This is a genomic window from uncultured Amphritea sp. (genome assembly GCF_937127095.1).
In the GTDB taxonomy this organism is placed as follows: domain Bacteria; phylum Pseudomonadota; class Gammaproteobacteria; order Pseudomonadales; family Balneatricaceae; genus Amphritea.
The window spans coordinates 1-16,515 of sequence record NZ_CAKZLP010000035.1; the positions used below are offsets into that span (position 1 = coordinate 1).

General features: G+C 49.2%; 17 protein-coding genes. 16 read left to right on the forward strand and 1 reads right to left on the reverse strand.

What is annotated here, in order from left to right; genetic code table 11:
- The coding region (locus tag Q0499_RS08325; protein ID WP_299198170.1) for a hypothetical protein at positions 1 to 1,007 on the reverse strand (1,007 nt) is incomplete at its 3' end.
- 571 nt (positions 1,008 to 1,578) lie between these two features.
- On the opposite strand from Q0499_RS08325, the gene Q0499_RS08330 reads away from it, so the two are divergent.
- The 16 genes from Q0499_RS08330 (at position 1,579) to Q0499_RS08405 (ending at position 16,506) form a co-directional block, all read left to right on the forward strand.
- Positions 1,579 to 1,911, forward strand: a complete 333-nt coding sequence (locus Q0499_RS08330; protein ID WP_299198172.1) for a Gp49 family protein — start codon at positions 1,579 to 1,581, stop codon at positions 1,909 to 1,911.
- Positions 1,908 to 2,132: a hypothetical protein gene (locus Q0499_RS08335; RefSeq protein ID WP_299198174.1), complete on the forward strand. Its 225-nt coding sequence runs from the start codon at positions 1,908 to 1,910 to the stop codon at positions 2,130 to 2,132. Before Q0499_RS08330 ends, Q0499_RS08335 begins: the two co-directional genes overlap by 4 nt.
- A gap of 56 nt (positions 2,133 to 2,188) precedes the next feature.
- Entirely contained in the window at positions 2,189 to 3,112 is a 924-nt protein-coding gene (locus Q0499_RS08340) for a hypothetical protein (protein WP_299198176.1), read from the forward strand.
- Positions 3,113 to 3,233: 121 nt separating this feature from the next.
- The gene (locus Q0499_RS08345; RefSeq protein ID WP_299198178.1) at positions 3,234 to 4,022 is read left to right on the forward strand and encodes a hypothetical protein; all 789 of its coding nucleotides are present in this window, start codon (positions 3,234 to 3,236) and stop codon (positions 4,020 to 4,022) included.
- Entirely contained in the window at positions 4,022 to 6,691 is a 2,670-nt protein-coding gene (locus Q0499_RS08350; RefSeq protein ID WP_299198181.1) for an LAGLIDADG family homing endonuclease, read from the forward strand. The genes Q0499_RS08345 and Q0499_RS08350 overlap by 1 nt, the downstream gene beginning before the upstream one ends.
- Positions 6,692 to 6,726: 35 nt before the next feature.
- Entirely contained in the window at positions 6,727 to 7,455 is a 729-nt protein-coding gene (locus Q0499_RS08355; protein ID WP_299198183.1) for a hypothetical protein, read from the forward strand.
- Between the two features lie 53 nt (positions 7,456 to 7,508).
- The gene (locus Q0499_RS08360) at positions 7,509 to 9,257 is read left to right on the forward strand and encodes a hypothetical protein (protein WP_299198185.1); all 1,749 of its coding nucleotides are present in this window, start codon (positions 7,509 to 7,511) and stop codon (positions 9,255 to 9,257) included.
- Positions 9,257 to 10,036: a DUF4376 domain-containing protein gene (locus Q0499_RS08365; RefSeq protein ID WP_299198187.1), complete on the forward strand. Its 780-nt coding sequence runs from the start codon at positions 9,257 to 9,259 to the stop codon at positions 10,034 to 10,036. Before Q0499_RS08360 ends, Q0499_RS08365 begins: the two co-directional genes overlap by 1 nt.
- Positions 10,037 to 10,101: 65 nt before the next feature.
- Positions 10,102 to 10,383, forward strand: coding sequence for a hypothetical protein (locus tag Q0499_RS08370; protein ID WP_299198189.1), 282 nt, complete (start codon positions 10,102 to 10,104; stop codon positions 10,381 to 10,383).
- 23 nt (positions 10,384 to 10,406) lie between these two features.
- Positions 10,407 to 10,832 carry a hypothetical protein gene (locus Q0499_RS08375; protein ID WP_299198191.1) on the forward strand — a complete coding sequence of 142 codons (426 nt, stop codon included), beginning with the start codon at positions 10,407 to 10,409 and terminating at the stop codon, positions 10,830 to 10,832.
- Between the two features lie 10 nt (positions 10,833 to 10,842).
- Positions 10,843 to 11,427 carry an N-acetylmuramoyl-L-alanine amidase gene (locus tag Q0499_RS08380; RefSeq protein WP_299198193.1) on the forward strand — a complete coding sequence of 195 codons (585 nt, stop codon included), beginning with the start codon at positions 10,843 to 10,845 and terminating at the stop codon, positions 11,425 to 11,427.
- A 12-nt stretch (positions 11,428 to 11,439) separates the two neighbouring features.
- Entirely contained in the window at positions 11,440 to 11,895 is a 456-nt protein-coding gene (locus Q0499_RS08385; protein WP_299198196.1) for a hypothetical protein, read from the forward strand.
- A 39-nt stretch (positions 11,896 to 11,934) separates the two neighbouring features.
- Complete coding sequence (locus Q0499_RS08390) at positions 11,935 to 12,246, forward strand: hypothetical protein (RefSeq protein ID WP_299198198.1); 312 nt, start codon at positions 11,935 to 11,937, stop codon at positions 12,244 to 12,246.
- A 269-nt stretch (positions 12,247 to 12,515) separates the two neighbouring features.
- Entirely contained in the window at positions 12,516 to 14,804 is a 2,289-nt protein-coding gene (locus Q0499_RS08395; RefSeq protein ID WP_299198200.1) for a hypothetical protein, read from the forward strand.
- A 62-nt stretch (positions 14,805 to 14,866) separates the two neighbouring features.
- Positions 14,867 to 15,214 carry a hypothetical protein gene (locus Q0499_RS08400; RefSeq protein ID WP_299198202.1) on the forward strand — a complete coding sequence of 116 codons (348 nt, stop codon included), beginning with the start codon at positions 14,867 to 14,869 and terminating at the stop codon, positions 15,212 to 15,214.
- Positions 15,214 to 16,506, forward strand: a complete 1,293-nt coding sequence (locus Q0499_RS08405; protein WP_299198204.1) for a hypothetical protein — start codon at positions 15,214 to 15,216, stop codon at positions 16,504 to 16,506. Before Q0499_RS08400 ends, Q0499_RS08405 begins: the two co-directional genes overlap by 1 nt.
- Positions 16,507 to 16,515: the final 9 nt, after the last annotated feature.

Below are 16,515 nucleotides of genomic sequence, written 5' to 3' on the forward strand. Positions count from 1 at the left end.
CCACCTGAAGCATGGTCGCCCCATCCAAAGGCAGTGTCCCAGTTCGCTTTGTTGGCTAGCTCAGTATCAATGTTTTGGACGGTAGTAGGTATACTAGTAAGATCGCCCCAGGCGATTCCTGAAACCCGAGCCCACCCAGAACCGTTAGAGCGGATGTAACCACCAGCAGCACCAAAGCCCAAAACATCAGAAAGAGTATGGTTATGGCTAGCAGCAGCAAAATCCCCGGGATCGGACTGGGCAGCTGTTCCAAGATTGAGAGCGGATATGGCAGAGTTGATTTGGGTGTTTGTCTCTGTTTGGGTGTACGCATTGGTAATTCCATATCCGGCCAGGGTTGAGGCGATATCTGCTTTGCCGGCCAAAGCGTTCGTCATTGTCGTTGCGAAGTCAGGGTCATCACCTAACGCCGCGGCGATCTCATCAAGAGTGTCTAAAAGACCGGGAGCCCCATTGATGAGTGTAGCAATTGCACTGTCGGTTTCTGCCTTTGTATAAACATCGGCAGCATTCGCTTTTCCAGCGAGAGCCGTATCAACTTGGCTTTGCGTATAAATGGTTGAAGCATCTGCTTTGAGAGCCAAAGCGGAATCAACTTGGGTGATCGTATAAGTCGTGGCTTGGTCTGCTTTGGCTCCAAGCGCAGCATCGATCGTTGCTTGATCATAGACATTGGCGCTCAATGCATAAGGCGTAAGAGCTGCCGGTTGAACCGCGGTATCTGCTTTGGTTCCCTGGGCTGCAGTGGCAAAAGCTGAAGCATCTTGAAGAGCGGTATCCGCCAAGGCGCCTTGAACGGCCGTAGCGAAATACTCAACATCTTGGACTGCAGCAGTTCCGTAAACCTGAAGGGCCGTTGCGAGCTCGGTATCCGTGATCATTTGAGAAGCAGCGATTGCTGTCAACATCTCAGACCATTTTACACTGTACGCAATACCTGTGCCGGCAGCACCTTGCGTCGCCCCTGCTACAAGTTTGAAGAGGTCATCAGCCTGGGGAAGTCCCATTTATATTCTCCACTAAGGTCGAGCTTGAAGCGCCGCAATATCCACACTGAGCACACCAGCCTGTATATCTGCAAGTGTTTGCTCGAGTTCATTCTTTAAAACAATGACTACGTCGCGTGCAGCGAGAGTCTGTCTCAAGATGTGATTTGAGGCGTTCGAATAGGGGAGACCTGTTTTGTTTGGGTTCAACGTCGGGGGTGTGAGATGATTCTCCGAAAACCCCTCAGTCAGATACTCAGATGCAAAATAACCAGGACCTGACATTGTTCACTCCTTAATCGCTAATCCAGCCATTATCCGCAAACTGCCGATAAAGCAAGCAAAGGCCCTATCGCGCGCGCGTGTTTAAATAGAGGTTTACAAGAATTATTTTTCTACTATAGGGAAGGGGGAGGGGGGTCCCCACGGCGCGTAGCGCCTGGGGACCCCCCTCCCCCTTCCCCTAATATAATACACTATATCCATATGGGTTTACTTATGGGGAGATATAAACGCGCGCGCGCGAGGCACTTGCATTTCTCGATTACCGGCTATAAGCCCGTTAATTCCTAAAACCCAAGAAGGAACCATTATGGACGATCCCCTCAAGAGCGAGGCGCTTGAAGCCTCAAATGCCGAAGCCAAGGCAGTCGCTAAAACTGACAACCGTGTCGACCTTTCCGAGATCCATGAGAAGATCTCATCCGTTGAATATTGGAACCCAACCTCGAGCCCGGGCGTTACCGTTGCCAACGTGGTTCTCGACAATGGGTTTTCCGTCATCGGCAAATCTGGCGCCGCGGATCCAAAGAACTTCAATGTTCATCTGGGACGCAAGTTTGCTGTCCAGGATGCTGTTCGCAAAATCTGGGAGCTCGAAGGCTACCTTCTCAAAGAACGCATGTACCAGGGAGAAGAAGCATGAAGCCATCAATAGGCCGTATTGTGCATTTTGATTCTCCCGACCAAGCTCAGCGTGGGCACACCCAAGATCCTGTACCTGCAATAATCACTCGGGTTATCGATGATTTCACCGTGGATCTCCTAATTTATCGTAATCTGGATACTCCTCTCGGATTGGCCGATGTGCTGTTTTCAGAAGAACCAACTGATGGTATGCGATGGTTCTGGCCTCCACGGGTGTGAGGGTCGGACTTAGCTAAGGACCCAAGAATATGAAACTCGCATTCTGGAGAAAAGACATGTCGAACTCGTTTGTGGCCATTGCCACACGTATGGACGACCTGATTGGAAAGATTTCCAACAAGGACGCCGAAACCAAAGACTACGCCGACCGCGCCGTTGCAGCTCATGCTGAACGACTGGCTCTCGAAGCTGAATTGGGCGAAACCCAAAAGCAACTTGCTGAAGCGCCGATCGTCATCACTAACTTCTTGAAAGCTCTGACGGTCCTTCCGCCTTTGGTTCTTGAAGCAGACACTGTTGCCGATGCTGAGGCTCTGGCACTGGCTGAAGCAGAAGCCGCAGAGGCCGCTGCCGCAACAGCTGAACTGGAAGCGGCAGAAGCTGTTACTGAGGAAATTAATCCTGGTGCAGATTCTATCGTCATTACCGACAACCCGGCTCCAGTCGATGCAGCTGCAGACCCAGTCGGCGCAGCGGCTGCTCTTGAAGTTCCTGGTTTAACACCGGTTGACGCTCCCGCGACAGCTCCAGAGCCAGTTACTCCAACACCTGAACCAGTGATCGCTGAACAGCCAGTCTCTGTCACAGAGCCTGTTGCCGGCGATCTTGGTCTTCCAGGTGCTGGGAGCCTGGGTCTCCCGGGCGCAGATACCCTGGGCCAGCCAGCAGTAACTGAGCCAGCTCCGGAACAACCTACTGGGGAGCCTGAAACTCCTACGGTAGCTGAGCCGGCCCTGGGTGATCCGGAAATGGTTGACGAACAGCCTACTTTGCCCGATATGCCAACACCTGCGTCGGACGAAGCACCCTCAGTGACTGAGCCAGCAACTGAACCTGCTGCTCCGGAAACGTCGACTGAAGGCTTAGACGCCGAAGCGACAGAGACAGGACCTGATCCTGTTGTGGCTGAGCCCGACGCACCAGCTGAGCCTACGGGGGAATTGGACCCCCTAACGGGTTTGCCTAAACCACAGCTGTAATGGGTGCGGGTACCAAATAAGGGAGAAGGCGGCTTTCGGGCCGCCTTTTTCTTTTAAGGGGCTTGTAATTCACTATAACGATTAATACAGGACTAATAGCAACCTAAGGAGTATCGATCATATGGGCCGGCTAGACATCTTCAAAATGGCGGACATGCAACCGGACATTCCACCGGAAGTCGAAGCTGAGTTAATTCAAGAATCTTCAATGGATCCCCAGGAACCTATCGAAGAAGGTCGTTACTCTAAAGCGGACATCAAAGAAGCCTTGCCGGCACAGCTTCGAACCAAAGTTACTGATTCTCTAATGGCGAAGCTTAACTCTGTTTCTCAGGATCCAGATGTCGCTGATGAGATCCGGGACAACTTCTTGGGCTTCAACAACATCATGAAAGAGGGTAAGTTCAAGCTTGAGGATTATCTTAATGCCTGTGCCTATGCGACTTACAAGATGATGGGCCATACGAATCAGAGCGCCTGGGGTCTGACGTTTCCTGATAAGATGGCTCGAATGCGAGCTGAGAACCGAAACGATTCTTATATCTCGGGATTTGTTCACAGCTATTCCAAAGGCAAGCTTGTCAATACGATCATAGAGCAAGCTCTGATCCCGTCTTTTGTTCTTAATGTGGATCTGCACCAGAAAGCACTCAATGTCTGTGCAGACCTGATGATGAACGCCAAATCTGAAAAAGTTATGGTGGATGCGGCCAAAGCCGTTCTCGAGGCAACCCGGGCTCCGGAGAAGAGCCAAGTCCAGCTGGATGTGACTGTGAAGGACAATTCTGGTATCGATGAGCTTAAGAGCATCATGCAGGAAGTTGCTGATAATCAAATCAATCAAATTGAAGGTGGCGCCCGAACCCGAGATATCGCCCATCAAAAAATGTTTGAGAAAGAAGACTCCTAATGTCGACTATGCCGGAAATGGTAGCTGCTCCCGAGATTGCCGATATGCCGGGGATTATCGATTCAGAGCAAATTGAAGATCTGAAGAAGACCGTCGACGATTGGCTCGACGAAGTCGACTATACTGACTTGAACACAGGCAACTATGTACCGTCAGATTTCGCCCTGAAGTTTATGAATATGATCAAGCTGATCAACGGTGCGGAAGGAGAATCTCACTCCACGCCGGTGGTTCACTTAAAAATGCTTGATAAGGTGGTGTCCCCGGTACACCGCATCGCCAACCTTTGCCATCGTGGAATAGCGAAAACCACGCTCTTCTTCGAATACCTCAATTTCTATGTGGCGATTTTTCGAGAGCTTCCAGACTTTGGGGAGCTCGATTCCATGATCTATGTCTCGGATAGTATGGACAATGGCGTGAAGTCTGCGCGCAAGAACATCGAGTTTAGGTATCATAATTCGGAATTCCTTCAGGAGTATTTGCCAGAGGCGAAGTTCACCGATAACTACATCGAGTATGTCAACAAAGAGGGCAAGCGCTTTGGGATCAAAATGTTCGGTGCCAAGGCCCTTTCTTTAGACACTGAGCTATATCTAGCTGATGGGGGCGTGACTACTGTTGGCTCGGCTCAAATTGGAGATATCATTATTGGTGCGAATGGAAAGCCTACTCGCATCTACGACAAAAGCGAAATCTTTAATCGACCGATGTATAATCTTGAGCTGGCAGACGGACGTATTTTGAAAGTCTGTGAAGAGCATCTGAATCAGGTCTGGGTTAAAAAATTCCAATCAGAAAAGACCTTCTCGAAGTACACCCTGGAAGAGGGTACGTACACGACTGCTGAGCTCTTAAAGGAGCCGCTTTACATCACAGACCCCAAAGGCAGCCAGAGACCTCTTCTCTGGATTCAGAACATTGAACCAATGGGGTTCATGGAGAACAAAAACCAGTTACTTGACCCGTATACTGTAGGTCTCTTGATTGGGGATGGATCCCTTCAATCAGCTGTAGTGATGACAGGTGATGAGCTAGATTGGGATTTCTTCAAAACACAAATCCCGTATGCCTTAGGCAAAATCCAAAGGGATTCTCGTCGGCCTAATGTTATTAGCCGGACAGTGCGGGATATCGCACACCTTATCCGTGCCAGTGGCTTGGATTGCCATGGAGATCTTAAATTTGTACCGGACGATTATAAATTTGCTTCTGTGGATCAAAGACTCGCAGTCTTTCAAGGGTTGATGGATACTGACGGGACTTGCACCAAAGACGGTAAATCCTCATTTTGCTCAGCATCTAAAAAACTCGTAGAAGATGTCATGTGGTTGGTTCGCTCTTTGGGAGGAACTGCTCGCTGGGTTAACACAGGTAAAACCAATGCCTGGAAGTGTTCTGTGCGTCTTCAGGAAGGCTTGAGTCTTTTTCGCCTTCCGCGGAAAAAAGCTCTGGAGCGTCATCTGAGAAACGACAAAGTCAGTATTAAGTCGATCACTCGTATTGATGACGAACCCTCTCAGTGTATTTCTGTCGAGGCGGGCGATAATCAGTATGTTGCAGGCGAAGATCTGATCCGAACTCATAACACCGGTATCCGTGGTACGAAAATCTTCGGTAAACGACCTAAGCTTGCCGTGTTGGACGACCTGGTTTCGGACGATGATGCACGGTCAAAAGCAGCCATGGAAGCTATTAACGACACCGTCTACAAGGGCATCGACTATGCACTTGACCCAACCCGAAGAAAAATCATCTTCAACGGGACACCCTTTAACAAGAAAGACATCCTCTATCAGGCTGTTGAATCTGGTGCCTGGGACGTAAACGTCTGGCCTGTATGTGAAAAGTTCCCCTGCTCAAGAGAAGAGTTTGCTGGATCCTGGGAAGATCGCTTCACATACGATTATGTGGTAGAGCAATATAATGACTCGGTAAAAGCAGGAAAGCAGACAGCCTTTCTGCAGGAGCTTATGCTCCGAATCAGCTCAGAGGAGGAACGCCTTGTACAGGACTCAGAAATACGATGGTACGATCGTCAGGCCCTTCTCTCCCGTAGAGGCGCCTTCAACTTCTATATCACGACCGACTTTGCCACTACCGACAAGCAAGCATCGGACAACGCAGTCATTTCTGTTTGGGCCTACAACTCGAATCGCGACTGGTTCTGGGTCGATGGAGTATGTGCGCGCCAGAAAATGCCGGTTTCCATCAACGAACTATTCCGGCTCGTATCTCAATATCGACCACAGCTCGTGGGGGTAGAGATTTCCGGACAACAGTCAGCTTTCATTGACTGGCTCCAGGAGCAGCAGCTCGAGCGGAACGTTTGGTTTAATTTTGCCTCACAGAAAGGCCGGCCCGGGATCAAACCAGTGGCCAACAAGCTTCAGCGGTTCAACCTCACTGTTCCTTGGTTCACCCAAGGAAAAATGTTTTTTCCCGCTCAAATGAAAGAGGCTCCCATTATGCGGCAGTTTGTTTCTGAGCTCTCCCTCGCCACCCGAACAGGTCTCAAAGGGCAAGACGATTGTATTGATACAATTTCTATGCTCGCTGAAATTGGAGCCTGGGCACCTAGTGAAGAATCTCCCGAAATTCAGACCGATGCGATTTACGGTGATGATATGCAGGAAGAATCCTCTAGCATTGACTCATACGTCGTATAGCATCTATTGAGACAATTCTGGTTTACGAGGTTATTATGAGCAATATCCTGACAAGCGAACTTATTCGACGATTGGCTTATGGCGAGCTCTCTAACCTGAAAATGGCTTCTGCCGGCGATGGGACCATTCTGGCAGCGGACCTACCCAAGGTCCTATTGCAGATTAATAATGCTCTAACCGAGTTATATACTAAGTTCCTGCTCTCCCAAAAAGAGGTCGTCATTAATGCCCAAGAGACGATCACCCAGTATTACCTGCGCTACGAATTCGCACAGAGTAATCTGGCATCGGCCCAACCGGTCCTGTACATCGATGACTCAAGCATCGTGAACTGGGATGGCCGGATTGTAAAAGTGCTCCACGTATATGATGGCTTCGGCCGGGAGCTATATCTCAACAAATCCCAAGAACCATTGTCAGTGTTCACACCACAATTTGATTGCTTGCAGATCACTGCGAACCACCAATCTGAAGATTTCTATGTCATCTTCCAGGCCCTGCACCCGATCGTAAATTATGATACGGCGCCGGATCCAGATACTGACACATTGATTGAAGATCTCCCGCCGGCGCTTGAAAAACCCCTCGAGCTCCTCATTGCTTCTAAAGTTTACGGCCAAATGAATGGCGAAGCCAATGTCACCAAAAGTGCCATGCTCCACCAGCAATACGAAGCCAAGCTCTTGGAAGCAGAGTTTCGTGACACGCTCTCGACAAGCGAGAACACGTCAAACAGTAAACTGGAGCGAAATGGGTTTGTCTAATGAGGCCGTCAGCTAGTCCACTCCTCAACCCGACGGGGATGCTGGATAAACGAGTGCAACCCGCATGGGATCAACTCGAGCAGGTGCGTCAGCTTCTGCCCCAGATTGCCCATGTCTCTTACTATCTCGAATCAATCTTCAATCTGGATCGTAATCTCTCTCTTCTCGAAGATGAGAATGTCGACCATCATATCCTCAAAGATATCCAAATCTTCCAAGGCGCCAATGCCTATGAAACCGCTGTGGCTGAAGGGTATGTCGGAGACGTCACTTCCTGGCTGGCTTCTCTTGTGGGTCCCCGGGGACCAACAGGCCCTGCCGGCGTAGCAGACACGGCTACTCTGACCGCTCTTCAAAATGATATTGATACGGCCGAAGCATCCGCTGCCGCGGCAAGTGCTCTCGCTGCCAGTGTGTCTTCTCAGCTGGGTCTCATGGCTCCAGCAACACTTCTCCAGGCCCTGGAAGATCAAGTTGCTTTGGATATTACGCAATCTGAGACTGATACCCTTGCGGCCGTAAACCTATTAATCGACGATTTTATCGATTCGACTGAAGCCCAGACGATCGCTGAAACCGTATTTGATTCTGAGATTGTAGCCCGGGAAGCTTTGATCGCCGCTAATGGTGTATCGATCGCTTCAGCAGATGCCCTCATTGCAGGACTTCGGACAGACCACGATGCTCTAGGTACTGCATATGCTGCGTATGTTTTGCAGAATGATACCGACATTGCCCGGATTGCGGTGCTTGAAGCTTCTGATGCAACTCGAGCTGCAGATATTATCTCAATCCAGACTGTAAACTCGAGCCAGGCTTCAGATCTTACTTCCCTGACAGCGACGACTGATACCCACGAAGCTGAGATCACATCTCTACAAACTGTGCAGGGTAGCCAAGCTTCATCGATTAATGTGCTTCAAGTAGCCAATAACGACAACAACGCCGCTATTGTGGTTTTGCAGAATACCCAGACAAGTCAGGGCACTTCGATTGCGTCTCTTCAGACCAGCGTCACAGCAAATGCGACTGCAGCCTCAAACGCTCAAAGTACAGCTGATGGTGCTGTATCTTCTGCTGCTACAAATACAGCATCAATTGTCATTGAACAAAATACCCGGGCAGCTGCTGATACAGCAAACGCAAACTCAATTGCAATTGTTTCAGCGACTGCTGCCGGCAACACTGCCTCGATTACAACCAATGCCAATGCCATTGCAGATATTGAAGGTAATTTAGTAGCGACTTACGCTATCGTCGTTGATGGTGGCGGTAATGGTGCGTTTATCTCTCTTGAGGACGGTATATCAACACCGTCCAAAATTACACTGAGCGCTTCCCTCATTGAATTAAACGGTAACGTACTAATCGACGGTACCGTTACAACTACTCAAGTAGGCAACGACGCTATTACTGAGCGCCTAGTTACAAATGATACTTCAAATCGACCAATCAGTGCGGTTCAGGCGTACACTGAAATCGAGAGCGTTGCTTACAACAAAGCCATTGCTGCTTCAGACATTCGGATTGATCTTCATGTCCAACATACTCGAACAACCACTTCTGGGGAATATGCACCAAATATCAGAGTAAAACGTAATGGTGTAGTTCAAACTCTTGGATCTTTCCATTTCTATCGAGTAGGTCTCTTTTTGCACTCTGAATTTGTTTCGATTACCATTCCTGGAACTGCAGCCGGTAGCGCTACTTGGGCAATTGATATGAACGTATCAGATGGCGGTAATGTCAGCGGTGTAAGCGTAGTAGCTACCCAATTGGCGATTGAGGAGATTAAACGCTAATGCGAGTTGCTTTGTTTGATAGTAACCATAATCCAGTGAAAATCATGGATGGGCCAATGCGTCATTTTGATGCCAATGTGCCGGCAGGTGGCTATTGGCGCGAAGTTCCTCATTACGTGAAGTATCTCCAGGATGTGCCTGATTCGAGTACGTTACCAGTTTGGCCAACACGCTGGATCAATGCCTTAGACGACAGCTCAAATCTACTAGATGCAGAAATTTATACAGATAACGCTGGATCCGTGACACTTTCAGCTCCGGCGGGTCTGACAATCAAAACCGCTGATATGGTCGAACATGTCGAATCAGGCGGGAACATTACAATTGTGTTTCCCCAGGAGGGAAGCCAATATATCTGCATTGAAGAGAATGGAAAAAACCCTTTCTCGAGACAGATCGATGTAATTTTCCAATCCACGTATGCGGACCAACTCAAAAAAACTGTCGACAGTGAAAGAGATCTGCGTCTTGTAGCGGACATAACTGTCGGGGCGATTACGTTGGATGGGGACCTGACGGCTCAAAAGAATATTGCTGAAGCCGCAACGCTTGGTGCATTTGAGGTTTTAGGCGGTAATGCTAGTTGGAGTATCAATTGGATTACTGCAACAAACACTGTAGTTTCTTTGACTGCTGCAGAGCTCAGAGCATTTGCTCAGGCAATTAGTGTTCGTCGAGAAACTGAATATGCTGCAGCACGAACCGCAAAAGACAACATTGCTGTCGCGGCAAACCGGATAGCTGCCGATGCCGCTCTTGCAACTTATCTTGGTTCCTGATCTTGACTTAATGGGTCCATCTGGGCCAATTGCGTATTCTAAGTTTCAAACCGAGGATTATTGAAATGTCTGATCTGGCTACTGCAAGCGATGCTGAAATTCTTGCTGCAATCCAAGAACGCTCAAACTCAAAGATTGAAGCAGCTCTCCCGCATATCGAGAAGCTGATTGAAATCTTGAACCCGGAAAGAAGTGTTTTGCAACACACTGCCGCTGAAGGCGCTGGTCGAGGCGTGTATCAGTCTTGTGCTACGTTCAAGAAAATCTCTGAACAGCTCAAAGCTCTACAGGAAAAGCAAACAGGTGATGCCGCGACTCCAACACCTCAGCCGACTCCCCAAGCTTAAACTAAACCAGGAAAGATCTCCCAATGCCTGAACTAGATCCTTTGGTGGCGTACGTTCACCGAATTCAAACCCTCGAACATAATATCCAACGCACTTTTGAACGTGCGATGGTTCAACACCCAGAGCCTGGCAAAGACAATTTGACTCTTGACCAGGCTTTGATGCTTCTCGTTGATGCCTATGGTACCAAAGGCGAAGAAGGCCAGAAACGCGGCCTTCTCGTTGGCAACTTCAGAACTATGTTCGATGCCTACCGCGTCCAGACATTCTCTACGATCGATAAGCGTAATGCTTTGGTTCAAAGAGCCCAAGCCATGGCTAAGAGTAAAGATCCTGACGAGAAAGAATGGGAACAACAGGTTCTCGCCGAAGCTCGCCTTAAACGAGATAACGAGAATAAATCGACACAAGCCCCAGATTTAGTTATGGAGCCAATTAAACCGGAATAAGGGTACCAACATGTGGCAGTGGATTGTAAGTCTTTTGCGCTTGAATAAAGTACCGGCAATCCCGGAGCCTACAGTTTCTGAAGAAGATCTAGTGGAAGGTACCGTTATGACTGATAATCTCAATTGGCAGAATGATCGACAAATCGACGAGATCATCATCCACAGCAGCGCAACCCGACCATCTCTTTATGTAAATACGAAGATCATACGTAAATGGCATACAGATCCTAAACCCCAAGGACGAGGATGGTCTGATATCGGTTATGCTTATGTAATTGTGCGCTCTGGTAAAACCGAGCTTGGACGTGATCTTGATGATGATGGCTTTGTCGAAGATGATATTGGAGCACACGCCTTCGGATGGAACACCAACTCAATTGGGATCTGTCTTGTTGGTGGGGTGGCCGAAGACGGTAAAACCCCTGAAGCTAATTTCACCGAATCACAAATGGCTGCCTTGGGGGCACTAGTTGTCTCCTTGAAACAGCGTTACCCTAATGCGCGGGTCATGGGACACCGCGACACCGGGGCGAATAAAGCTTGTCCCAGTTTTGACGTGGCAGATTGGCTCGCCAAATACGAGTTAGCCGCATAAGGAGATCTTCCAATGGACTTTCTACGGAAATACGCTGCACTAATCTTTTCGCTCGTGGCTCTCGGCATTTCGGGCTGCACCTCTCTTGGGCTTCAGCCGCTGCCGAATCCATACGCTGATTTGGAAACAAACGCCGAAAAAGCATATGCGACTGTTCTCACGTTTGGCGCCGCGCAAGACACCGTCATCAGTGTCTGTGACACCGTTCAGCCTGATGAACCTGAAGCACCTGTTTGCGTTCAGCTTATTACGTCTGAGCAAGTTCTCAGACCTGCCGTCACAGCTGCCGCCCGTATCGGCGCAGAATATGCTGACGTTGACGCTCGCATTAAGGCCCTGGGTCCTGATGCCCCATCAGAGTGGTTGGTTATTGCCGCAAGCTCTGCAGGTGATCTGGCCGAAGCATTCGGCCCGATTCGAGATGATGTAGAAGACTTCATCGAAACCGCCGGCGAGCTCGTCAACTAAGCCCGTCTCTGCCTAAACCCCCTATTAAGGAACAGTATCATGGACATCTTGTCTGTACTCTCGAAAGCAGAAGTCGCCCTGAATCTTCTGCAATCCGTCAAACCCATGCTGGGTGACAACGGTAAATACGTCGACATCGCAACTGATGTGATTGGTAAAGCACTCTCTGGGGCCAAGTTCGGCGCCGAAGGTTATGCCGAACTGGTCAACGAGTTGAATGGCGTCATTGAAGACCTCGAAGCTATGAAAGCCCGCGGCGGCCTGACTGGCAACGACTTCCGCGATGAGATCACCAAGATCCAAACTCGTGGCGATATCCTTGATTCGATCAAAGATCGTCTGCAGAGTTAATAATCGACAATAGTCGATAAATCAGTTAAGAGGCAGGTTCTTGCGAGGGCCTGCCTTTTTGTATGGGAGTTCAGTATGGCGCATAGAACACCAGCTGAACTTCCCGACGAGCACCAACTATACGTCCCTGCTGGACATCAGACCTACAAACCCATTACAGATTCCCTGTTTCAGGAGCTCTTCCCAAGTTCAGAGTTTCCTAATCAGGAATTTGCTATTATCGAAGAATTCGATACTAGTACCGACTAATACGAGTTTCGAGGATCCAAATGGCTGAAGACGTGATGAACTTGGCAGACGACGATGCCCGTTTAGTTGGTAAGGATCCTTTGAGCATTGATGAGGTTAAGCGCGTTTCCGCGAAAGAGCTTCAAGATAGCAAGAAAAATGGGCAGGGCACCCTCATTAAGTTGACTCCGTGGCAGAACGAACCGCACGTACGCCTCCTGAAAAAAGATCTCGAAAATGCTAAACCATTCCGGGACAAGCACGTTTCAGAAGTTGAAAAGTGGGACTTGGCTCGAGACGGTGGTCAACATATCCCTAAGCGCCGCGGCCGATCGACTATTCGTCCTAAGATCGTTCGCCGTCAGGCTGAATGGCGCTACTCAGCTCTAAGTGAGCCTTTCCTGAGTTCAGAGAATATCTTTGATGTTCATCCGCGCACTTTTGAAGATGCGCCGGCAGCCTCTCAGAATGCGATTCTTATCAACTGGCAGATGAGAACCAAACTGGATCTACCACGATTCATTGCTGAAGCTGTGCGTGTTTTCGTTGACGAAGGCACTCTTATCATGCGCCCGGGCTGGAGACGTCTTACCGAGATGGTCAACGTTGAACGTCCAGTTTACGACTATGTCCAGGTCTTCGAAGGCTCCCAGGAAGAAGCTTTTCTTCAACAGGCCCTCGAGATTCGCGATACGGATCCTTCTCGTTATGAGCAACTCCCCCAAGAGCTCCAAGACAGCATCAGCTACAGCGAAGAAAACGGAATCACGGCATGGGCAGTTCCCACTGGTCGGACTGAAACCGTCCAGGAAGAGAAGATTATCTATAACGAACCTACTCTGGATGTGGTTGATTATCGCAACGTATATATTGATCCTTCCTGCGGTAATGATCCGGAGAAAGCTAACTTCCTCATCTACTCGTTTGAAACCTCCAAAGCGGAGTTGATGAAGGACAAACGCTATAAGAATCTTGGTTCCGTGAACTATGCCAACGCCGAACACGTGGCGGATACAGAGCACGGCACGGAAACCCCTCAGGACTTCAATTTTGATGATGAGTTGCGTAAACGCATTATCGCCTATGAGTATTGGGGTTTTTACGACGTCCACGGTACCGGTGAACTGGTTCCTATCGTTGCTACCTGGATCAACGATCAAATGATCCGTCTGGAAGAGAATCCTTATCCGGACAAAAAGATCCCATTTATTTTTGAATCCTATTCGCCCCGCAAACGTTCAGTTTATGGTGAGCCTGACGCTGAGATGCTTTCAGACAACCAAGCTATCGCAGGAGCCCTTACCCGCGGGATGATCGATTTAATGGGTCGATCAGCGAATAGCCAGCAGGGCATCGCCAAAGGCATGCTGGATATTACTAACCGGCGCCGTTTCCAAAATGGGGAAGACTATGAGTTCAATCCTTCAGCTCATCCTAGCCAGGGCCTTATGGAGCACAAGTACCCGGAGATTCCTCGCTCAGCTCTCGAACTCCTAAATCTACAGAATAACGATGCCGAGGCCCTCTCTGGCATTAAAGCCTTTTCGGGCGGTCTATCTGGCGAAAACTTTGGTAAAGTAGCGGCCGGCATCGAAGGTCTGGTTGATGCGACAGCCAAGCGTGAGATGGATATCCTTCGTCGTTTGGCCGAGGCTTTCAAGAAAGTCGGTATTAAGTTCGTTTCTATGAATCAGGTATTCCTGTCTGATAAAGAGATCGTACGAGTTACCAATTCCAAGTTCGTTCCTATTCGCCGCGATGAGATCCAGGGTCAGTTCGACATGATTGTCGACATTTCGACTCCTGAGATTGACCAGCGAAAAGCACAACAGCTTGGCTTCATGCTTCAGACTATGGGTCCTAATTTGGATCTTGAGATGCAAAAACTGATTCTCGGTAAAATTGCCAAGCTCCAGAAAATGCCTGAGCTTGAGCAGCAGATCAAAGAATATGAACCTCAGCCCGACCCAGTCGAGCAGAAGAAGAAAGAGCTCGAAGTTGCTGAACTCGAACATGAGATTGCACTTACACGAGCCAAGACAGCCAAAACGAATGCCGAAACTGAGAAGATTATGGCAGAAGCTGATTCGATCGATCTCGAGACAGAGAACGACGCTGCCGGTATTACACACTCTCGGGATATGGAAAGGCAGGCTGGTCAAGCCCGCGGGAACCAGGATCTACAGATCACCAAAGCTCTTACGTCGCCAAAAAAAGAAGGCGAAACTGAGCCTGATATTGAAGCTGCTTTTGGATTTGGTGAACTTTCCAAGAGAATGGATGATGCGAAAAATCGTCAACCAGCTCAACCTGTACCGTTGACAGTGTAATCAGATTAAATCATTAATCCCGACTATTAGCCAACTAACCCAAGAAAGTAGGAACTCCCACTATGTCCGAATCTGAAATCCAAGAGATCGAAGTTAATATTGAAGATCTCCAGCAACACGTCGATCGGCGTGATGTTTTGAAACGTCTCAGTAATAATGCCGATTTCCAGCGTATTGTTGAAGAAGAGTATTTCAAAGACGAAGCGTCTCGGATGCTTCTACTCCGGGATGACCCCAATCTCCCCGCGGACAAGAAAGCATTCCTGGAAGCCGACCTCTACGGCCCCGGCGCGTTTAAGCGCTATCTCTCTACGATCATGGTGATGGGCAACATTGCTGAACAGCAGATCGAAGAACTGAAAGAAACCATGGATGAGATCCATGAAGACATGCAGGCGGAGGATAGCTAATGGCCGATCCAGCCGTCAAAGACCCCGAAGATGAAGTTGTAACCGACCCAGCTGGTGAAACCCCGCCAGCCGAGACGCCACCTGCCGGCGAAGCCGGCAAGGAAGGCGGCGACGGCGGTGAACAAGAAGTCCAACCCACAGAAGATAATCAAGCCCCTGCGCCTGAAGATCTCTTATCGATGTCTGACGAAGACTTCGAAAAGATGGAACAGCCCCCTACTCCGTCCGAAACCCCTGAAGGAACTGAACCTCCGGAAGGTAGGGAGAAGGGGGCTGCCCCGGTTGAGGATCCAAAGAAGGAAGTAACGCAGCCTTCGGAAACTCCCGGGGATGAACCTAAGCCTGAAGCCAAAGCAGAAGGCGGCGAGCCAGACAAGGATAAGGACAAAGCACCTGCTCCTGCTGGTTCTGATGAGCCAATAACGGCCGATAAAAAGGCTGAAATATACGACGCTGTCTTCTCTGGTTTTAAAGCCAATGGCAAAGACATTCAAGTTGAGACCCCTGAGGAAGCTGTACGGCTGATGCAGATGGGCGCCGGTTTTGTTAAATACCAGCAAAAAGTCCGTCCAGCACTCGCTATTCAGCAAACTCTGGATCACAACAAAATCGATAATAATCAGCTAAACTTTCTTATTGATTGCGCAAACGGGAAAGTTGATGCTATTAAGAAACTTGTTCGCGATGCGAAGTTGGAACCGTACGACATAGAAAATACGGATGCAGCTCGTAGCGCAGACAAAGAATATCGTCCCACGAACCACCTGGTGAGTGACAAGGACGTCGCATTAACCGAGAACATCGGTACAGTCCAAGGGACCCCGAACGGTGATGCGATCTTGAGAACAATCCAAAAGGATTGGGACGATGACAGTAGGAACAGGCTTGTCGAGGATCCTGAGATCCTTCCTATCCTCGTTCGCCAAAAGGACTCTGGGGTCTATGACCAGATTACTTCTGAGGTGAACCGACGACAAACTCTGGGAACACTGGCCAACAACGTATCCTGGCTGGACGCCTACTACCAAGTAGGATCCGATTTGGAGAAAAGTGGCGCTTTTAGCACTGGGTCCGAGTCTACGAGCTCACCCTCAACGGAAACAGCAACCACGCCAGCAGAATCGAAGGTTATCGAAACAGCAGCTGCAAAGAAGAAAGCCGCCGCAGGTGGTGACCCTTCAGGAGTAGCACCGGTGAAACAAGCACCAGCTGTCCAGCCCAAAGTCGATGCGTCCGTTATGGACATGTCAGATGAGGACTTCGCCAAACTGGAAGAAAAACTGCTCGGCTAGAGTTGCGCA